Genomic DNA, 16,637 nt, shown 5'->3' with positions numbered 1-16,637 from the left:
CAAAAAAGGATTCCACTCCCCAGACTTCTACATGCTCAGGCCGATGCGTCAAGGACAGGCCTCACGAATTTGCCGATGCGCGACGCGGCAATCGCTTCTGGTTCCTTTCGCGCGGAGCTTGTCGCCGGACCCAATTCCCTTCCCGTCCCCGGAATTTGCAGTCGATCCGAAGCCTCTTCTGGGATCCGGCTCGACGCATTGCACCCCATCGTCGTTTGAGCGGTACCGAGACGGGCACGAAAAACGACGGGGCCGTGCCGATCGGTCCATCCAGAGGAAACGACCGTGCATCATCGCGCGGCGGCACGAAATCTGGAACACTTTCCAGAGCAGTCGGTGCGGACGAACTCTCAGGGATGACGGCATTGGCGCAAAGGTTCGCCAGCGCATGGATGTCGTCAAACAGGCGCGCGGAGATGACCTCTCCATCGGTTTTGTCGGTCGCGGATCGCGGTTGCTGATGGTCAAAACCAGCAACCGCACCCCAACGGTCGGCACAGTGAATATCTGCAAACAAGTCGCTCTGTTCATAGTGCATGCCAGCCTCAAGAGATTTTCACCCCCATCGTCCGGGGTCCCGAAGAAAAACTCAAAAAGACCGAAAGATATTCTTGGCCGTCCCGAGCAACAATTGGGCTTCTGGTACGCCGACGTTGTGGAAAACCTCGAAATCCGGCATGACCGACCGCCGATCAAAATAACTCGCAAAAGAGCATCTTTTTGCAAATCCAAGCAATTCTTGTGACGGAGAGATACATCCGCAATATGATCTAGGCCCAACGCAAACCTGACCGCATCAAGTGATCCCCAGCCAACTCCACTCCGCGAACCGGAGTTCCGACAGGGTCGAGAAAGAAGCCAATCAAAGAGCGTTGTTGCCGTCGAACCAATGAACTGGGCCTCGTCGTCGTGCCTGTCGACTTGTGCCGCAGCTATCCATCATTCCCACTTTCTACCGCCCCAACCGAACCCGAGACGCGCAGCCGATGCGCGCCGACGGTTCGCTTTTTACCCAATCGAGAAGCGCTGCCGGGCGCGCCGAGATCTGGGTCAGGGCGACTGCTTGCAGTCGGGGGACGGGAACCCGTCCCCATACCCTGCTAAAGAATTTGAACGTCATTTTTCAAATGCTGATTGTCATATCCTTATTCGCATACTCCCACAAAATCAACATCATTACCGGGTCAACGGAAATTTCAGCTTGGATGACCAGCCGCATCCCTGAACACAAAATCCGGAAAATATTCGACCCGGCATGCGACCCACCTAAGAAGGATAGAGATTCAGTCGAGCGGTCTTTTTGTCGCCAAATCAGGTACTCGATTCGTGAAATAGTTTTTCCTATTATTTCCTGCAGCTTGTCGAGCAGAGCTCTCCGCGCCGCAGGTGGGGCGGTAGAGAGAAAAATGTTTGCAAAGATTTTCAGGGGTAATAGTTATGATTCGTGTGGAACTAAAAAAAACACGGAGCAAAAATGGCACGGGCTGGGGATGGAAAACCACGATCTGAGAAACGGCGCGCGACACATAGGATTTCAAAGCGGATCTCAGCGGACGAGTGGGGCGCATTTCAGGAGCGCGCTCGCGCAGAGGGATTCGAGAGCGGGCAGGAATTTCTGAATGCGCTTATCTTGGGGGACACAGAGGTTAGGAATATTCAACGGCGTGACCTGACCGTGATTCTCGGACACATCGGCAAACTCGGGTCGAACATCAATCAGATCGCGCGACGCCTAAACTCGGGGAAAATTAACAAGATCAGTGTTGACGACATGAATATTATTACCGAAATTCCCAGCCAACTGGAGTCGTTCGGCAGGGCAATACGAGATACGTTGAAATGATCTGCGAGGTGATTACCAAGGAAGGAGAACCCGGTTCAGGTGGAGGGCGCAATGCTTTCCATCCCGGTATTCTTTACGACTGCGAAAAAGCTTCGCGCGTCGAACTGCGAAATCTGTCATGCAGCAACTGGACGGATGCCGCTGAGGAAATGATTTTGATGTCTCGGCTTTCTGCGAAAGTGAAAAAGCCGTACTATCATATTGTCCTCTCCTGGCATGAGACCGAGCGTCCAACTGAGGCGCAGCAAATCGCGGCGATGGACCGCATGCTCCGGGCCCTGGGGTTGCATGAGCATCAGGCCGTTATCGCAACGCACGATGATACACCGCGCCGTCATGTGCATGCCGTGATCAATACGGTCCATCCGCTCACCGGGAGGGCCTGGTCGAAATCGAATGATCGACGCAGAGCGGAACAGGCGTGTCGGCAGATCGAGCTCGAGATGGGATGGCCCCACGATCGCGGACAGTATGATGTCGTCGTGCAGGAAATCGAGGGCAGAAAAACCGCCAAGTTGGTCGCGCGGCCGGAGGAGTACTACCGGGAGATCAAGATGGCACGTGAACACGGGCGGCGGAAGAGGACCTCGGCACAGATCAAGGTCGAAAAAAAGACAGGGATCGAGGTATTCGATCACGCGATCCCCGACGCGCTCAAGATCAAGCTTTGGAAAGCGCTCGACACATGCAGGACCTGGCAAGACGTTCACACCGCATTTCACGATCTGGGGCTTCGGTATGACAGGTTCGGATCCGGTGCGCGGGTCTATTTGGTCGGCTCGACGGAATTCGCCAAGGCCAGCTCTTTCGGCGCGCGCCTCTCGATTTCGCGGATGGAAAAGCTATTCGGCGCCTTAAAGCCAGCCGAGGCTATGCCGAAACGAAATCCCGGCAGCGATCTATCCTCTACCTGCGGCCTGATCGGTCAGGTGGCGCCCGAGGACGAGAAGGCGACGCGCGCCGCAGCGTTCAAGACAACCCTTCTGCGCCGCATCTACACTGAAATTCACATCGACTCGCATGTCGCGCGGGAAATCCGCTTCGTCGATCTGGCAGAACTGCCGCCGCAGATCACGTTCCGTTCCGGCGCGGTCGTCATGGATCATGGCGCGCGCCTGTCGACGACGGCCTCCTCGCACGAGACGAGGGCAACGATGATCGCGATGGCGAAAGCGAAAGGTTGGTCGAGCGTGACCCCGACGGGCAGCGCAGACTACGTTCGGCAGATTTCGGTCGAGGCCGCGCAGGCGGGGCTGCGGGTGACGGGTGTTCCCGCCAATGTCCAGGCCGAGGCCGACCGGATTATCGAGGCACAGAGGCAGAGACGACGTCTCGAAGCTGCCGAGCATGCGGCGCAGGCGGCCCATCTCGAAGAGATGACGGAGCGCGAAGATGCGCTGCAACGAAATAGCCGGTTTCGGATGGAGGTCGCGGCCGAGAAACGCGCCATGGACGGCCGGCGCGATCACGAACTATCTCCCCCGTTGGATGCGCGACATGTGCCTGAACCGCAACCTGCCCCAAATGCGGCGCGTCACGCTCTGGCGAAGATCAGGAACAGCCGGAAAACCGTTCGCGACAATGATCGCGACGAATTGGAACATCTCAAACGGCTCGATATCGGCGTCATCGCGGCGGCCGGAGGCTGGGTGGACGTGTCGCGGACGCATCGCGACAGCTCGGACAAGCAAGGCCGCGCCTTCCGCATCTATCAGCGCGGCAGCGACACGATCAAATGCACACTTAAGCCCGATGGCCGCTGGCTTTGGGTTTCGAACAAAACCGGTGAAAGCGGCACCGCCTTTGACCTGTGGCGGCGGGACAATCCGGGTCGGACACTGGGCCACGCGCGGGCGGCGCTGCGGGATCTCGCGGGCACCGCGCCTGTCATGGTCGAGGCAGCACCGACCGGCAGATCTCCGACACCGCCCGATCACACCGAGGTTCGGCGCCGCTGGGAAGCTGCCGGACTCGTCGGCCAGAGCACGAGCTATGCGGAAAAGCGTGGGATCTCGAAAGCGACCCTGCATCGCTTCGCCGACGCCCTACGCTGTGGGGCATTCGGCGGCATCTATTTCGCGCATCGCAATCTGGCCACGGGGCACATTCAGGGTTTCGAGCAGCGGTGGGAGCGCGATGGGGAAAAGAACAAGGCTCGATTTGGAAAAGGTGGACGCAAGTCGGTCTGCATATTGGGCGACCCGAACTCGTCTTCTCGCATGGTCGTCCTCGAAGGCGGCCTTGACGCCCTGGCACTGGCGGAGATCGAGAACCGGCTCGACACGATTTACGTGTCTACGGGAGGCGGCTTCGGCCCGGAGACCGAGCGCGCCTTGGTGAGGCTTGCCGCTAGTCGGGAAACGCTTGGAGGCTTCGACAATGACCGCGCCGGTGAGTCCATGCATGCGGCGCTTGCGAAGATCGTGACCGGGACAAAACGGTTGGCACCGCCAAGCCGGGTGCCGGGGGCGGATGTGAACTGCAATGATTGGCTCGACGTTCTGAATGCCCGAAAAGAAGCAAGCGCGGCGCACCGGATCAGCGCGGAGAACGTCACCGGGATCAATCGAGAGAGCGACAACGACGAACGCCTCGGGGCAGAGGAAGATCGGACCAGTCCCGACTTCACCTGAAACGCCCAACAGCAATACGAGGATAGCGCGTCCAGCGTCATTGATGCACCCGGCCCATTGACGCCGGTCGGGCCTCAACGCTCCTGTTTTCGAAGCTGCCGCTCGACCGAGCTGCAGCGACAGGGTTAGGCAGGCCTTTACTGTCGGTCGTACGTAGCGCAGCATGACCAAGGGGCCGGCCAGGAGGGACGAGCATCCGTCTCAATCAACAAGATTGACTGGTTAGCTCCGAAAGTGACCGGCTGGTGCAAACAACTTGATGATCAAACTGCACGCGCGGAATTATAGGCCCGCCCTCTTTAGTATCCCCCTGTTGGCCGTCACTAATTTGAAGTCGATGCCTTCAAAGTCTTTATCATGAGTGACGAATATCAAGTCTTTTGAAATGCAGCATTCGACCAAAGCGGCATCAGTCAGGTCGAGGTTCCCTTTGGCTGCTGCTTCAAGATGCCCTCCAAGAGATGCAGCATTGACCTCACGGCAAAGGAAAGAACAGTCATCAAGCACATTCAGGCAAGTGTCTCGAACAGACTCCACCCTTTCAACATAATCCGCGTCACTCTTTCTTCTCTCCTTCAGGAGATGATACTCTTCTTTTCCAAACAGAAGCTCGTACTCGATCTTGCACATTCTGTTAAATAATTCCGATATAATCAATGAATTGGTCACAATGGAATTTTTGTTTTTAATGGCGCTTCGATAAAAATCACTATAGACTGCGTGCTCTCCCGTCGGATCGTTTCCATAAATTGAGATCCAGACATTTGTGTCAAAGAGAATATTCTTCCCTTCAAACACACACTCCGCGCGCGCATCAAATATTTCCGCCATTCTAATCTTCCAAATTGTCTCGATAAACTGCCTCAACTCGCTCGCGATCCGAGAAATAGAGTTTCGCACGATCCACAACGAGCTTAAGTCTTCTGAGATGCCAATCCTCAAAATCGACAGGAGATGCCAAGCGGGATTTCAGAGTAGCCTCATCAAACTCCCCATAGAGTTGACCCACAGCGGCATTTAGAAAAGCAGTCGTCATTCTTGTAACACCAAAGAATGAGATCTCGGCTCTGCCGCCACGCTCAATCACTTCGTGGAGCGCGCGATAAACCTTTTGCCCATCAGATGCCGCGACGCAGATGCCCCCATCCACAATTGACGATATCGTTATCCGAGTTACTTTTGTCATTTCACCAGATCTCATGTGGATTCACGCGTGAGGCCATGTGGTACGACCTTGTATCCGCGGTGTTAATTTCCAGTGACACGGCCGTTCCAGGGAAGATGCCTCTAAGGTCGTGCTTTGAAACTCGATTGCCTCTCAACTCCCAGTAGCCATCATGGGAGCAAACAAGGAGGCAGCCTCCGTTTAATTTCACGAACTCCTGCAAAATCCCCAAGCCGAGGCCACCCGGTATATCTCCGCTCCTTGCGCTGTTGTTCATTTGCATCGCCCAGTCAATAGCATCAGAAGTTGAGGAAAAATGCAGCCCAGCGGCCCCAAGAGATCCGCTTATACCTTGTCCAGCATCCGAAATAACGAAAGTGAGTCGATCCTTTTTTGGAAAAAACTGACCTCCGGCAAACACCGGAATTTTCGCCTTAGAGTGGAGTGAACTGTTGGCGAAAAGCTCATCCAAACCTTCGAGAAATTTCTCTCTAAGGCCTCGACTCATTTTAGGAACTTCAGGCCGGAGGATATTTGAACTGCAATACCGCGAGAACTCAACCTCGTTATCGAGTTTGAAGCCTGTTACTGGAATTGTGGTCCCGTAATTATCGCTTAAAGACCCCTGAAGTGTTTTGTTTTTCTTTAGGATGGTCTGGATGTTGAAAGATATATTATAAATAATAACTTCATTGCCCTTTTCGCGGCACGAGTTGACAATCGTCATCAGGCATGCCCCGAGCTGTGCATCGATCCACCGCAAGCTTGAGCAGTCGATCCCGATTTTTGTATGCTCGTACTCTGAGATTTGGCCATGCAACGTTGCCAAGGCTTGAAAGCCGGCGATATCAGCGGCGACTTCACGCGTCCCCAAAGTTACCATGACGTCACGGGTCACAGGTGTGATCCAATCCTCATGTGAAAGTTGCACATCTTGCGGCCTCCAGTGCGCGCCACGCCAACTGGCGGTCGTTTTGCTCATCTATCCCGGATTCTGTACATGATACTAGATTGCTTTGGCAAATACGCAACCTGGCTTTCCGCCCGCCAAACTTCAGTGCAACCCTTGCGCGAGTCACGGCATCTCATTCAGGAATTTGCGAGGGACTTGCAGAAATCAACGACCACTTTGGGACCGCTGCATCGACCGAGCAAGGCGCGCCCTCTTTTTCGCCATGTCCGCAAACTGCGCAGTGCGAGTCTCTCCGCGCGAGGCGCGAATGGCCGCTATCGCCGTTTGCTGCGTCCGCAACGCCGCAACCTCACAGGCCGCTCTCCGCCCCTTGCGAAGGGGACGACCTGACCAGCGCGCTCGGTCCTCAAGCGCATCGCGGGTGCCACCGAAAAGATCTCCACTCAAACAACCACCTGCACCTGCGCGGCGTTCATCGCTGCAATTGCTGCTTCAACCTCCGTATAGAGGTCCGTTTCGACATCACCGGTATCCAGTTCAACGACGAGAGCGAAGCGCACCGTCTTTTGGCCGACGTTCTGGGCCGACTTCGACTTCCACCAACCTGCAACTGGGTGGACTGCAAGCATGTTTCTTTGGGCGAGATCCGAGGCGGCGCACCGCAACTCATCGATGTGCAAACTCCCCACGTCGCGTCGGTTGGACAGCACCGTTCGGTATCTGGGCGTCGATCTGGAAGATGCGCTGACGTTGTCGGAGGGGATTGATCTGTGACCTTTGCCTGGCCGGCCCCGGTCGGCCAGGCATGTCGCGCAAGGCGACATTGCGCTTGACTTCCGCGAGAATGTCGCGCAAAGCTACATCATGAAGCAGATCAGCTACACCAAAGCCGCGATCAAGGCCTTGCGGCGGATGCCCTCGAATACCGCTGCGCCGATCCGCGCCGAGATTGAAGCCTATGCGCAGGACCCAAGCGCGCAGGCCAATAACGTGAAGCCCTTGAAAGGCCGGGAGGGTATCCGGCTGAGGGTGGGGGATTGGCGGGTAATCATGGATGATCAGGGCAATGTTCTGGCCGTTCTCGATATCGGGCCGCGCGGCGGCGTCTACGACGGAAAGGGTTTGAGATGAACGAGATGGTGACGATCCCGCGCGAAGAATATGACCGCCTGCGGGCCGCTGCGGAGGATCTGGCCGACCTGCAAAGCTATGACCGCGCCAGGGCGCGGCTCGCGGCGGGAGAGGACGAATTGATACCGGCGGACTATGCGAACCGCCTTCTGAATGGCGAAAGCGCCTTGCGCGTTTTCCGCGATCTGCGCGGCCTGACCCAGGCGGCGCTGGCCGAAAAATCGGGCGTGAAGCGGGTCACCGTTGCCGAGATCGAGACCGGACGAAAGCACGGCTCGATCGCAACATTGCGCGCCTTGGCCGATGCGCTTGGTGTGAGTCTGGATGATCTGACGGAGTAACGTCGGCCCAATGCAGCCGTTTGGGGTGACACATACGCCGCAGCGCGGCTTCCCCGAAGCGGTTAGTCATGGCTTGGCGCAGAAAAATCTTGGGCCGAATGTCGCTGATGCGGACCTTGCAGACGTTGCCTGTTCGACCGATTTGCGGCTTTATTCGGAGATGACCTCCACTCAGGATATACTTGCAATCGCACTCGCGCAGTTCCCTCTGCCTTCCGAGGTGTTCGCTCCGGGTGGGACATTCTGGCTGACGCTTTACCTCGTTGGCGACCCTGCCCGCTATGTGATGGCCAGACCGGCCCTCGAAGCGAATGGCTGGAAAAATCTCTGCAATCACGATGATTTTGCCGGGTTCTCCTATCCGAAGAGAAAGGTGCGCAACGATGTTGGGGAGGTTCGAGATATGCTGCAATCGGTGATCGCGACCTGCCACGATATGGGCATGGGGATCAGCCTGATCGACGCCGACATCGCGTTTGACCCGAAGAGATCAGCTTTCAGGACGCTATACAAAGCAGCCTAGCGACCGTCCGCAACGGGCTCGAAGCGGTCATGCGGCGGCGCAGCAGGCTCCTCGCCTAGGTGAGCCGGATCCATGGGGCGTTGACGGCCCTGAGCCGCCGGTCGGCCCTCCTAGCGGATGCCGCCGAAGCGGCCGGTCGAGCTTTGCGCAGTAAGGGACCGAGCAGCCAAGTCCTGCCCCTCGTGCATGCGCGGGGCCGAACGACGGCAAGCGCTGACGCGAGGGGCAGGACTTGGCCGCTATGTGAACTTGGTGCGACTTGCCAAGCTTGGACAAAGTGAGCATTCCCAGCCGATGCGCTAAGGACTGCTGCCTAGAACTGAACGAAAACTGCTGTCGTAGTCTCATCAGGCGAATCTTGATCTGAGAACACATACCTGCGAGCATTCGAGCAAGTTCAACCTCTGCCGAGTGATTGAGATGGATGGCTGGAGCTTTTTTCTGTCAGTGGTCGCGAGTGTCACTGCCTCTCTGATTTTTGGATTTATGAGCGCGGCACTGGCGTGGATTTTTTGGCAGCGAAGTTTTGATACCGATAAGTTTCGATTTCTTAATGGATCATGGCACTCGGCTTGGAAGCCCAATGAAGGAGAACAGCCAGATCGCGCCATTTCTGAGTGTATCGAAATAACGCCATTCTACGTGAAGAAAGAAGTATCACTTTTCGGATTCCGGAGGGAATATCAGTCTTTCCGCCGAGAAGTGCATTTTTCCACAACATTTAACTCTTTAGACTACGACTGGAGAGGGGTTGGATACCTAACTGATCGCTGGACCCTTCATGGTTACTGGGAAGAGAAAAATGGCCCAGAAAGCGGGACGTTCACTCTTAAGATGCAGCAAGGATCGAATTCAATGGTAGGCGCCATAACTGGATCCCTAAGAAACGGCGGATTTGACACCAGTAACTGGATCCTCGCGAGAAGAGTAGATGATCTAAAGCGTGTTGCCGCAGAAATTCAAGGCTTTGTAATATGATGGCCCGCAAATTTCCGGACATCTTTAAAAGTGAATGGCTGCTATCGCTGAATGTCGCGAAATTACCGGCCAATAGACCCTCCCGGCGCAAGAATTCACAGCGCGCACTCTATCCTGCTGTAGCAAGAGGCGTTGATAGCCTTAGGCGAATGCGGTGCGGGTTACGGCGAAACAATTGGAGATGACACAAGGGCCAGAGAGTGGAGTTTCGCCCAGTGCCCGAGGCGCCATATTGACGCGCGGTGTCGAGCAGGAGTGGAGTGTCCATTCTCTACGCTTCGCAGCCACGCACCATGGAGCCCTCGAACGGCGGCTATCGCCGATTGCCGCAGGCATGATGCCGCGACCTAACAGTCGGTTCTCCGCCCTGCTCGACGGCGCCAAGCTTCGTGCTGCGCCACGCAGGATCGACAGCAAAGAGTTGATCGGTGCAATCTCTACAGCATGCTCCAACCGCGGTTTTGGCGGAAAGTGGTCGCGGCTTTCCGTTTGTTCAGATCACCCCTGCCGATCTGGCATTTCGTGAAGCCCCGGACATTCGTGACAGCCGAAAGGGAGACGCTGTTACTGTCCCGAAGGGCGATCCTTTTCGATCGCCTCTAGACCCAGCTCTATCAGCCGTCGGATCGCCTCGTTCTCAGACTGCAAACGTTGATCGAACCGGAAATCGGATATGCGTTTCGCTTGCTCGTCGGTGAGGTTGACAAGCTTCTTGACGGGGTATGCGGTTTCTCTAGCCATAAAACCACATAACCGATATATCGCATATTGACAATACCGAGAATATAGCATATGTCCGATATGCGGATCAAGGAGGCGCTACCAACACCTCCTCAATCCTGACCACAACTGATCTTACGAGGAGATCACTCATGGCTACCCATTCCCCTACCACGGCACGTGCCGTGATGAAACCCGTCCCTCAACCGTCGCCGATCGCGCGGATGTTCCCCCGCGTCATCGTCGCCCTCGCGGCGTACATCGAGGCGGAACGCGACGCCGAGAGCGACTGGGCCACCGACCCCGCCTGCATGGAATGGCTGCACGATGCCGAACGGGCGCGCAGCACCGTTCTGTGCCAGATCCAGAGTATCACGGATCAGACCTTGCGTGACCACGGGGATTTTGCGCTCAAGGCCACGGCGATGCTGGCAGGCATCCTGATCCGGGCCTCGTCCACCGCGGAATTTCTGCAGGCGTACGCACTCCTCGGCTCTCATCCCGGCGCATTTGGGGCGCCGACTGGCAGTTCAGCACGGGTGCAACAGATGCTGCAAACCGCCCGCGAGAGGCTCGCCGAGCTGGGAACGCTTTCCGCCTGCGTCGATCCCTATGACGCTGAGGTCGAGGCAGAGCTCGCCACGGCGAGTTGAGATCCAGCCCGAACAGATCTTATCCCGTTGGGCTCTTCCCCATCGCCCTGATGTGATGGCGCAGCGCGCAATCTGCGCGGCCGACAGCGCATGCCTCCCCGGCCCCCGGCCGGGGGTCTCTCCCTTATTGCCGAGGTGACCCATGTCCCAAATGCTCCTGCCTGGGCTTCTGCCCCCCGTCGAGCCGCCGCCGCTGCGTGCCGTCAGCGCGCCGACGGAGATGATCGATTATCCCGACATTCCGGGAACCATTCGCGCCACCCACGCAAAAAGGATTGGCGCCGCCGGGGAGCGGCTCACCGACTCCCTTCTAATACGCTGGGGGTTTCACCCGCTCGAGGCGCCCGAGTCCGAGCCCTATGATCGCCTGCTGTTCGTGGGGGACGATCCGATCAAGGTTCAGGTCAAAACCGTCACACACCCCCGCGGCGGGTTCTTCACCTTCACCCTGGAACAGGGCTACCGGCGCAGTCCGGGCGGCCGACACAAGTATCGGCACGGGGCCTATGATGTCGCGGCCTTGGTCATCCTGCCGGAGAACGTGATCTATTTCAGCGCCGATCCCCACCGCGTCCAGCGCGTGGCAACCACGGAGATCGCTTATCTCCGGCGCAAACCGCAGGCCAGTTTTCTCGATGCGATAGCTGCCTATCGGGAGCGCCGCGCCCTCGGCGCCTGATTTCCCCCCCCAGTCCGCACAGCCATTCTCCCCGACCGCCGCGGTCGGGGCCAGTCTCCACATGCCTTGAGGTGCGCCATGACCACTCGCCAGAACGACACCATCCCGCCCGTCGCCGCTGACAAAATTGCGGAATTTCTGACAGCCTATCTGTCCCTGGATTTTTCGTCGGAAGACGATCCGCCCGAGTTTCAGCCCGCCGAGAGCGATTATCCGCATTTTCCGGGCTCGGAGGGGCTGACAAATCCGGATATTTCGCCCGATCCGTTGCTTGAGCTGATGCGCAAGGGCATCGCCGAAGCGGAAGCCGAGATCGCCCGGCGAGAGGCGGCAGAAGCGGGACCGCAACGGCGCCGCCCGAACCGATCGGAGGCGGTCACACTCCTGTCTCTCGCCGCATTCGCCACCGCCCTGCCCGCGACAGCGGCGCTGGGCCGCCTCTATTGGCCGGGCACCGTCACCGTCCTGCAGACGCCGCCCGGTTATGAATCCGCCGTCGCGCAGGCCCTGTCATGGCCAACGTTGCGCCATCTGCGTGCCTTGGCTGCTGTCGGCACGGATCACGCCGATCCGAAACTGCGGGTTTTCAAGTCAGGGGCCAGTGCATCCCGAGACCGCACGGCGGACCAGCGCAATTTTCGCGTGAAACTTGAGCCGCTGCTGGAGCAAGGCGCGTCGATCCTGCTCGTGACCGCCGACCGTGACGTGATCGACAACGAGCTTGCCGAGGTGACCGTGCTGCATCTGGCCTTGCCGCGCCCCACGCCGGAGGCGGTGCTTGCCGTGTTGCGCCTCACGCACCCCGACGATTGGGAGGCAGCCGACATCACCACACTGCTGCCGTCGCCCGCCGATCTGGCGCGTCTCTCCCCCCGATCGATCGGCGCGGCGTTTCGCGCCGAAACCGCCGCCGAGGCGGCGCGCCGTCTGGCGGATCTCGCGCGGTCGTCCGCCGCGGCGACAGGCGTCACGCTTGATGACGTTTACGGTCAGGACACGGCCGTGCGGGCCTTGCGTGTGATGGCGACGGATCTGTCACGCTGGGCGCAGGGCAGCCTCGACTGGGCGCAGGTGACGGCCTCAGGGCTGCTGTTTGGGCCGCCCGGCACGGGCAAATCGCTGATGGCCCAGGCACTTGCGGGGACGGCGGGTATCCCTCTGATCAGCACCTCGTATGCCGATTGCCAGCGCCATGGCCACCAAGGGGATATGCTGGCGGCGCTGAGCGCGAAGGTCAGTGAGGCAATCCGGCGAGCGCCCTCGGTGTTTTTTGTCGATGAAATCGACAGTTTCGCGAAGCGCGGCGGCAACGGCCAGACGGATCGCTACCTCCGCGGCGTGGTCAACGGCCTGCTGACCGAACTCACCCGATTGGCAGAGACGCCCGGCGTCATCGTGCTGGCGGCGACCAATTATCCCGATCAAGTTGATGACGCGGTCATTCGCAGCGGCCGTATCGACCTGCGGATCGGTCTCACGGCGCCGGATCTAGCCGGGATTTCCGCACAGATCGCCGCCTCGCTGGCAAAACTGCAGCCGCGCCCCCGGATCTCGGCCCAGACGGTCGCCGAGATCTCGCGCCAGATCCTCGGCTGCTCCGGCGCCGATGTGGCCGCCCTGTTGCGGGCCGCGGCAACCCGCGCCCGCGAGGCGGGCCGCAGGCTGTCTGCGGCGGATCTGCAGGCCGCGGCGGACAAAATTGCTCCGAAGCCTGATCTCGAGCAGGAGGAGCGCATCGCGATTCACGAGGCGGGCCATGTCTTAGCCGCCTGGGCGATGCGCCGTCCGGTGCCGCATCTCGTCCGCTTGACCCGGCAGGGCGGGTTCGTCGAGTCCCGGCGCGCGGCGTTCCACACGCTGCGGAGCGCGAATGACGAACTCGTGGCCCTGTTCGGAGGCAGGGTGGCGGAAAAGCTTTTCTTCGGCAACGCCTCCAGCGGGGCGGGCGAAGGGCGCCGCAGCGACCTTGCGCTTGCGACACGGCTCGCCCTGCAGATCGAGCGGGAGTGGTGCCTGACCGACAGCGGACTCGCTTGGCACGATACCGAAAACACGCCGCTCCTGGTGGCCGATCCGCTTCTGAAAGATCGCGTGGAGGCCCGGCTGCATGCCGCCGAGGCCGAGGCGATGCACCTTCTGTCCCGGCGTCTGCCCTATGTGCAGCGCATTGCGCAAGCGCTGATGCGGGAGCGGGAACTCAACTCTGACGGGATCCTCAAAATGCTGGAGGTCACTGAATATGAGGACGCGCCCAATGTCGGCGCCGAGGTGATCCCGTTTCCGAATTTCTCAGGGGAGTAATGGAATATGACCGCGAGCACCAAATATTTCCTGCCGCCTCACGCGACACCTCAACGCCGGGATGTGAAATTCTTTTTCGCAAACCGCGGAAATATGCGGAAAAATATTGCCCGAAAACCATTCCGTAAAAATAATATTGTCACATCTTTTCAAAAATTTATGGCGACCAAATTTCCAGCAATACGGTTATCCACATACTTGACAACCTGCAATTCCGATCGAGCATTTAAAAACTTCAGCTTACAGATTATGTTTGACGGGAAGGACGCGGATTTAAAACCCCGCCCCCACCGAAAACATATCGAAGCGGCGAATGATTCTTCGTTCGCGAGAACGGAGAAACTCGGCCGATGGCGCGGGATCGAACGAGGCATGTCAACAAAAAGGCCGGGCCGGATGCGCCGGGTGCGGACGCGGCGTCAACGCCGCCGGTCCATGTGCTGGCGACACCGGCAACCGCCGGACTGGTCACGCGACCGATTTCGCACGCCGAGAGGGAGATGCTGAGAGAACAGTATCTCCACTTCATCCGGATCCTGGCGCGGGAGGCCGCGCGGTTGGACCATCAAAGCGCGGCAGCGGGCAACACATCCCACAGGGGCATTGCCACGAAGCTTGGGAGCCCAAAGCGGCGTCGGTAAAGACCGCGCTCTTCCTTGGCCGCATTTCTTTCTTGCGCGAGCGCAGCAGCCCGCCGATCATCGTGGCGTTCCGATGGGCGCCCTATCTTGGAGGAGACACCCATGACCCAGCCCCAGCGTGTTGCGCTCTATGCGCGGTTTTCAACGGACAAGCAGCGTGACGCCTCGATTGAGGACCAACTGGATTCGTGCCGCGAGCATGCGCTTCGGATGGGCTGGCAGATCGCTGGCGAATACAGCGACAAGGCCGTTTCCGGGGCGTCGATGTTCCGCACCGGCATCAAGGCGTTGCTGCGGGATGCCAAGGCAGGGGAGTTCGATATCGTTCTGTCTGAGGCACTGGACCGACTGTCGCGCAAGTTGGCCGACATCGCGGGATTTCACGATGATCTGGAGTTCGGCAAGATCGAACTGCACACCCTGACCGAGGGCAAGATCGACAAGATGCTGATCGGTATGAAGGGGACAATGAACGAGATCCAATTGCGAGACATCGCCCTGAAGACGCGCCGCGGCCAGAAAGGCCGGATCAAGGCTGGCAAGAATGCCGGAGGAAAGAGTTACGGGTACAAGGTGCTGGCCCCCGTGGAGGCGAACGGCAAAGAGGAACGGGGCGATCTCGAGATTGCTCCTCTGGAAGCTGCGGTGGTAGTGCGGATTTTCGAAGATTACGCGGTCAAAGGGCTCTCGCCGAAAAAGATCGCCGAGGCATTGAACCTCGAGGGGATCCCTGCCCCGCGCGGCAGGCATTGGAGCGCCTCGACGCTGCACGGCAATCGGGAACGCGGCACCGGGATCCTGAACAACCCTCTCTATGCCGGGGTCAGGGTCTGGAACCGGCTCAATTACGCCAAAGATCCGGACACTGGCAAACGGGTGTCGCGTCAGAACCCGGAAGAGATCGTGGAGAGGATCGACGTGCCGCACCTGCGGATCGTCGATGAGGCGCTGTGGGAAGCCGCCAGAACCCGTCAGGGGGCGCTGAAGTCGACGGGGACCGATGTGCCGATCTGGGATCGTCGTCGGCCGAAGTATCTGTTTTCGGGTTTGATGGTTTGCGGCTGCTGCGGTTCGGGGTTCGCGAAGGTCGGCAAGGACGGGTTTGGCTGCTCCGGCGCTCGCAACAAGGGCCGTGCGGTCTGCACCAACATGACGGTGATCAAGAAGGACGACATCGAGGGCCGGGTGCTGCATGCGCTAGAGCACCATCTGATGGACGACGAGGCGGTGCGGGTCTTCTGCGAGGAATATGCAGCGGAGCGGAACCGGCTCGAGAAGGCGGCGGACACCTTTCGGGCGACGAGAGAGGCGGAGCTGCGCCAGGTGAAGCGCGACCACGACAAGCTGGTCGATGCGCTTCTGGAAGGCATTCCTGCCGCACGGGTGAAGTCGAAGATGGAGGCGCTTGCGGCGCGTCAGGCGGAGCTTGAGGCGTTGCTTACGGCCTCCCCTGCCCCGTCGGTGGTGCGGTTTCACCCGTCGATGGCGGGGACGTATCGGAAGCGGATCCGGGAGCTGATCGCGGCGCTGACCGAGCCTGCGCATGCGAGCGAGGCGAAGGATGCGCTCCGCGGCCTGATCGAGAAAATCGTGCTGCATCCTGTGCCGTCAACGACGGCGAAGGGTGGCTTTGAGCTGGTTGCGGATCTTCACGGCTCGCTGGCAGGGCTGTTGCGTTTGGCGACGGGTCAGCCCGTGCATGTGGTGACGCGCGTTGCGACGGGAACTGGGGCCGCGGAGATGCAACTTGTGTCGAACGGGACGGCGTCGCGCTCGCAAGCCATTGATATTATGGAGGAATTAGTGTTGGTTGCGGGGGCAGGATTTGAACCTGCGGCCTTCAGGTTATGAGCCTGACGAGCTACCGGGCTGCTCCACCCCGCGTTATGTCCCGAGGGCTTTGTTTGCGATCGGGGTTTATTGGTATCGTTTTGAGAGAACTTTGGCTTCTTACTAGGTTTGGCGGTGACCTACTCTCCCACGTCTTGAGACGCAGTACCATCGGCGTGTTGGCCCTTAACGGCCGAGTTCGGGATGGGATCGGGTGTTTAGCCAACGCTATGACCACCAAACCGAGGAAGAAGCCATCTGTCCAAGTCAAGTATCAGGAGAAGCT

The 16,637-nt window shown here is 58.9% G+C and carries 15 protein-coding genes, 1 tRNA gene and 1 rRNA gene; 10 read left to right on the top strand and 7 right to left on the bottom strand.

Features of this window, described 5'->3' with window-relative positions:
- Positions 1-61: 61 nt before the first annotated feature.
- Positions 62-538 carry a hypothetical protein gene (locus LY44_RS17720; protein ID WP_146707257.1) on the bottom strand — a complete coding sequence of 159 codons (477 nt, stop codon included), beginning with the start codon at positions 536-538 and terminating at the stop codon, positions 62-64.
- Positions 539-1,474: 936 nt separating this feature from the next.
- Here LY44_RS17720 and LY44_RS18580 point away from each other — a divergent pair.
- Complete coding sequence (locus LY44_RS18580) at positions 1,475-1,843, top strand: plasmid mobilization protein (protein WP_081024473.1); 369 nt, start codon at positions 1,475-1,477, stop codon at positions 1,841-1,843.
- The gene (locus LY44_RS14760; protein ID WP_081024474.1) at positions 1,840-4,476 is read left to right on the top strand and encodes a relaxase/mobilization nuclease domain-containing protein; all 2,637 of its coding nucleotides are present in this window, start codon (positions 1,840-1,842) and stop codon (positions 4,474-4,476) included. The genes LY44_RS18580 and LY44_RS14760 overlap by 4 nt, the downstream gene beginning before the upstream one ends.
- Positions 4,477-4,758: 282 nt before the next feature.
- Here LY44_RS14760 and LY44_RS14755 read toward each other — a convergent pair whose 3' ends face one another.
- From LY44_RS14755 to LY44_RS14745, 4 genes are all read right to left on the bottom strand, one after another.
- On the bottom strand, positions 4,759-5,307 hold the full coding sequence (locus tag LY44_RS14755; protein WP_081024475.1) for a type II toxin-antitoxin system VapC family toxin: 549 nt from the start codon (positions 5,305-5,307) through the stop codon (positions 4,759-4,761).
- 1 nt (position 5,308) lies between these two features.
- Entirely contained in the window at positions 5,309-5,662 is a 354-nt protein-coding gene (locus LY44_RS14750; RefSeq protein WP_081024476.1) for an STAS-like domain-containing protein, read from the bottom strand.
- A 1-nt stretch (position 5,663) separates the two neighbouring features.
- Positions 5,664-6,623: an ATP-binding protein gene (locus LY44_RS17715; RefSeq protein ID WP_146707256.1), complete on the bottom strand. Its 960-nt coding sequence runs from the start codon at positions 6,621-6,623 to the stop codon at positions 5,664-5,666.
- A gap of 374 nt (positions 6,624-6,997) precedes the next feature.
- The gene (locus LY44_RS14745) at positions 6,998-7,234 is read right to left on the bottom strand and encodes a hypothetical protein (RefSeq protein WP_188323864.1); all 237 of its coding nucleotides are present in this window, start codon (positions 7,232-7,234) and stop codon (positions 6,998-7,000) included.
- A 184-nt stretch (positions 7,235-7,418) separates the two neighbouring features.
- Between LY44_RS14745 and LY44_RS14740 the strand changes: the two genes are divergently transcribed.
- The 8 genes from LY44_RS14740 to LY44_RS14710 all read left to right on the top strand — a co-directional run bounded on the left by LY44_RS14740 (position 7,419) and on the right by LY44_RS14710 (position 16,372).
- On the top strand, positions 7,419-7,685 hold the full coding sequence (locus LY44_RS14740) for a type II toxin-antitoxin system RelE family toxin (protein WP_055211120.1): 267 nt from the start codon (positions 7,419-7,421) through the stop codon (positions 7,683-7,685).
- The gene (locus tag LY44_RS14735) at positions 7,682-8,026 is read left to right on the top strand and encodes a helix-turn-helix transcriptional regulator (RefSeq protein WP_055210839.1); all 345 of its coding nucleotides are present in this window, start codon (positions 7,682-7,684) and stop codon (positions 8,024-8,026) included. Before LY44_RS14740 ends, LY44_RS14735 begins: the two co-directional genes overlap by 4 nt.
- Before the next feature lie 25 nt (positions 8,027-8,051).
- Positions 8,052-8,549, top strand: coding sequence for a hypothetical protein (locus LY44_RS14730; RefSeq protein WP_146707255.1), 498 nt, complete (start codon positions 8,052-8,054; stop codon positions 8,547-8,549).
- Between the two features lie 420 nt (positions 8,550-8,969).
- Positions 8,970-9,527, top strand: coding sequence for a hypothetical protein (locus LY44_RS17710; RefSeq protein ID WP_146707254.1), 558 nt, complete (start codon positions 8,970-8,972; stop codon positions 9,525-9,527).
- A gap of 872 nt (positions 9,528-10,399) precedes the next feature.
- Positions 10,400-10,900 carry a hypothetical protein gene (locus LY44_RS14725; RefSeq protein WP_146707253.1) on the top strand — a complete coding sequence of 167 codons (501 nt, stop codon included), beginning with the start codon at positions 10,400-10,402 and terminating at the stop codon, positions 10,898-10,900.
- A gap of 142 nt (positions 10,901-11,042) precedes the next feature.
- Complete coding sequence (locus LY44_RS14720) at positions 11,043-11,579, top strand: hypothetical protein (protein WP_055210845.1); 537 nt, start codon at positions 11,043-11,045, stop codon at positions 11,577-11,579.
- A 78-nt stretch (positions 11,580-11,657) separates the two neighbouring features.
- Positions 11,658-13,880, top strand: coding sequence for an AAA family ATPase (locus LY44_RS14715; RefSeq protein ID WP_055210847.1), 2,223 nt, complete (start codon positions 11,658-11,660; stop codon positions 13,878-13,880).
- A 743-nt stretch (positions 13,881-14,623) separates the two neighbouring features.
- Positions 14,624-16,372: a recombinase family protein gene (locus tag LY44_RS14710; protein WP_081024477.1), complete on the top strand. Its 1,749-nt coding sequence runs from the start codon at positions 14,624-14,626 to the stop codon at positions 16,370-16,372.
- On the opposite strand, the gene LY44_RS14705 is transcribed toward LY44_RS14710, so the two are convergent.
- A tRNA-Met gene (locus tag LY44_RS14705) sits at positions 16,329-16,405 on the bottom strand. The genes LY44_RS14710 and LY44_RS14705 overlap by 44 nt on opposite strands.
- A gap of 73 nt (positions 16,406-16,478) precedes the next feature.
- Positions 16,479-16,593: ribosomal RNA gene (gene rrf, locus LY44_RS14700) — 5S ribosomal RNA — on the bottom strand.
- Positions 16,594-16,637 lie beyond the last annotated feature (44 nt).

The sequence above is a fragment of the Rhodobacter capsulatus genome, from assembly GCF_003254295.1.
Lineage (GTDB): Bacteria > Pseudomonadota > Alphaproteobacteria > Rhodobacterales > Rhodobacteraceae > Rhodobacter > Rhodobacter capsulatus.
This window is presented reverse-complemented; position numbering and strand designations above follow the sequence as displayed.

Coding starts and splice junctions, on each gene's coding strand:
- LY44_RS14715 (WP_055210847.1), top strand. CDS start 11,658: ATGACCACTCGCCAGAACGACACCATCCCGCCCGTCGCCGCTGACAAA.
- LY44_RS17710 (WP_146707254.1), top strand. CDS start 8,970: ATGGATGGCTGGAGCTTTTTTCTGTCAGTGGTCGCGAGTGTCACTGCC.
- LY44_RS14740 (WP_055211120.1), top strand. CDS start 7,419: ATGAAGCAGATCAGCTACACCAAAGCCGCGATCAAGGCCTTGCGGCGG.
- LY44_RS14735 (WP_055210839.1), top strand. CDS start 7,682: ATGAACGAGATGGTGACGATCCCGCGCGAAGAATATGACCGCCTGCGG.
- LY44_RS14760 (WP_081024474.1), top strand. CDS start 1,840: ATGATCTGCGAGGTGATTACCAAGGAAGGAGAACCCGGTTCAGGTGGA.
- LY44_RS14750 (WP_081024476.1), bottom strand. CDS start 5,662: ATGACAAAAGTAACTCGGATAACGATATCGTCAATTGTGGATGGGGGC.
- LY44_RS17720 (WP_146707257.1), bottom strand. CDS start 538: ATGCACTATGAACAGAGCGACTTGTTTGCAGATATTCACTGTGCCGAC.
- LY44_RS14755 (WP_081024475.1), bottom strand. CDS start 5,307: ATGGCGGAAATATTTGATGCGCGCGCGGAGTGTGTGTTTGAAGGGAAG.
- LY44_RS14710 (WP_081024477.1), top strand. CDS start 14,624: ATGACCCAGCCCCAGCGTGTTGCGCTCTATGCGCGGTTTTCAACGGAC.
- LY44_RS18580 (WP_081024473.1), top strand. CDS start 1,475: ATGGCACGGGCTGGGGATGGAAAACCACGATCTGAGAAACGGCGCGCG.
- LY44_RS14720 (WP_055210845.1), top strand. CDS start 11,043: ATGTCCCAAATGCTCCTGCCTGGGCTTCTGCCCCCCGTCGAGCCGCCG.
- LY44_RS17715 (WP_146707256.1), bottom strand. CDS start 6,623: ATGAGCAAAACGACCGCCAGTTGGCGTGGCGCGCACTGGAGGCCGCAA.
- LY44_RS14725 (WP_146707253.1), top strand. CDS start 10,400: ATGGCTACCCATTCCCCTACCACGGCACGTGCCGTGATGAAACCCGTC.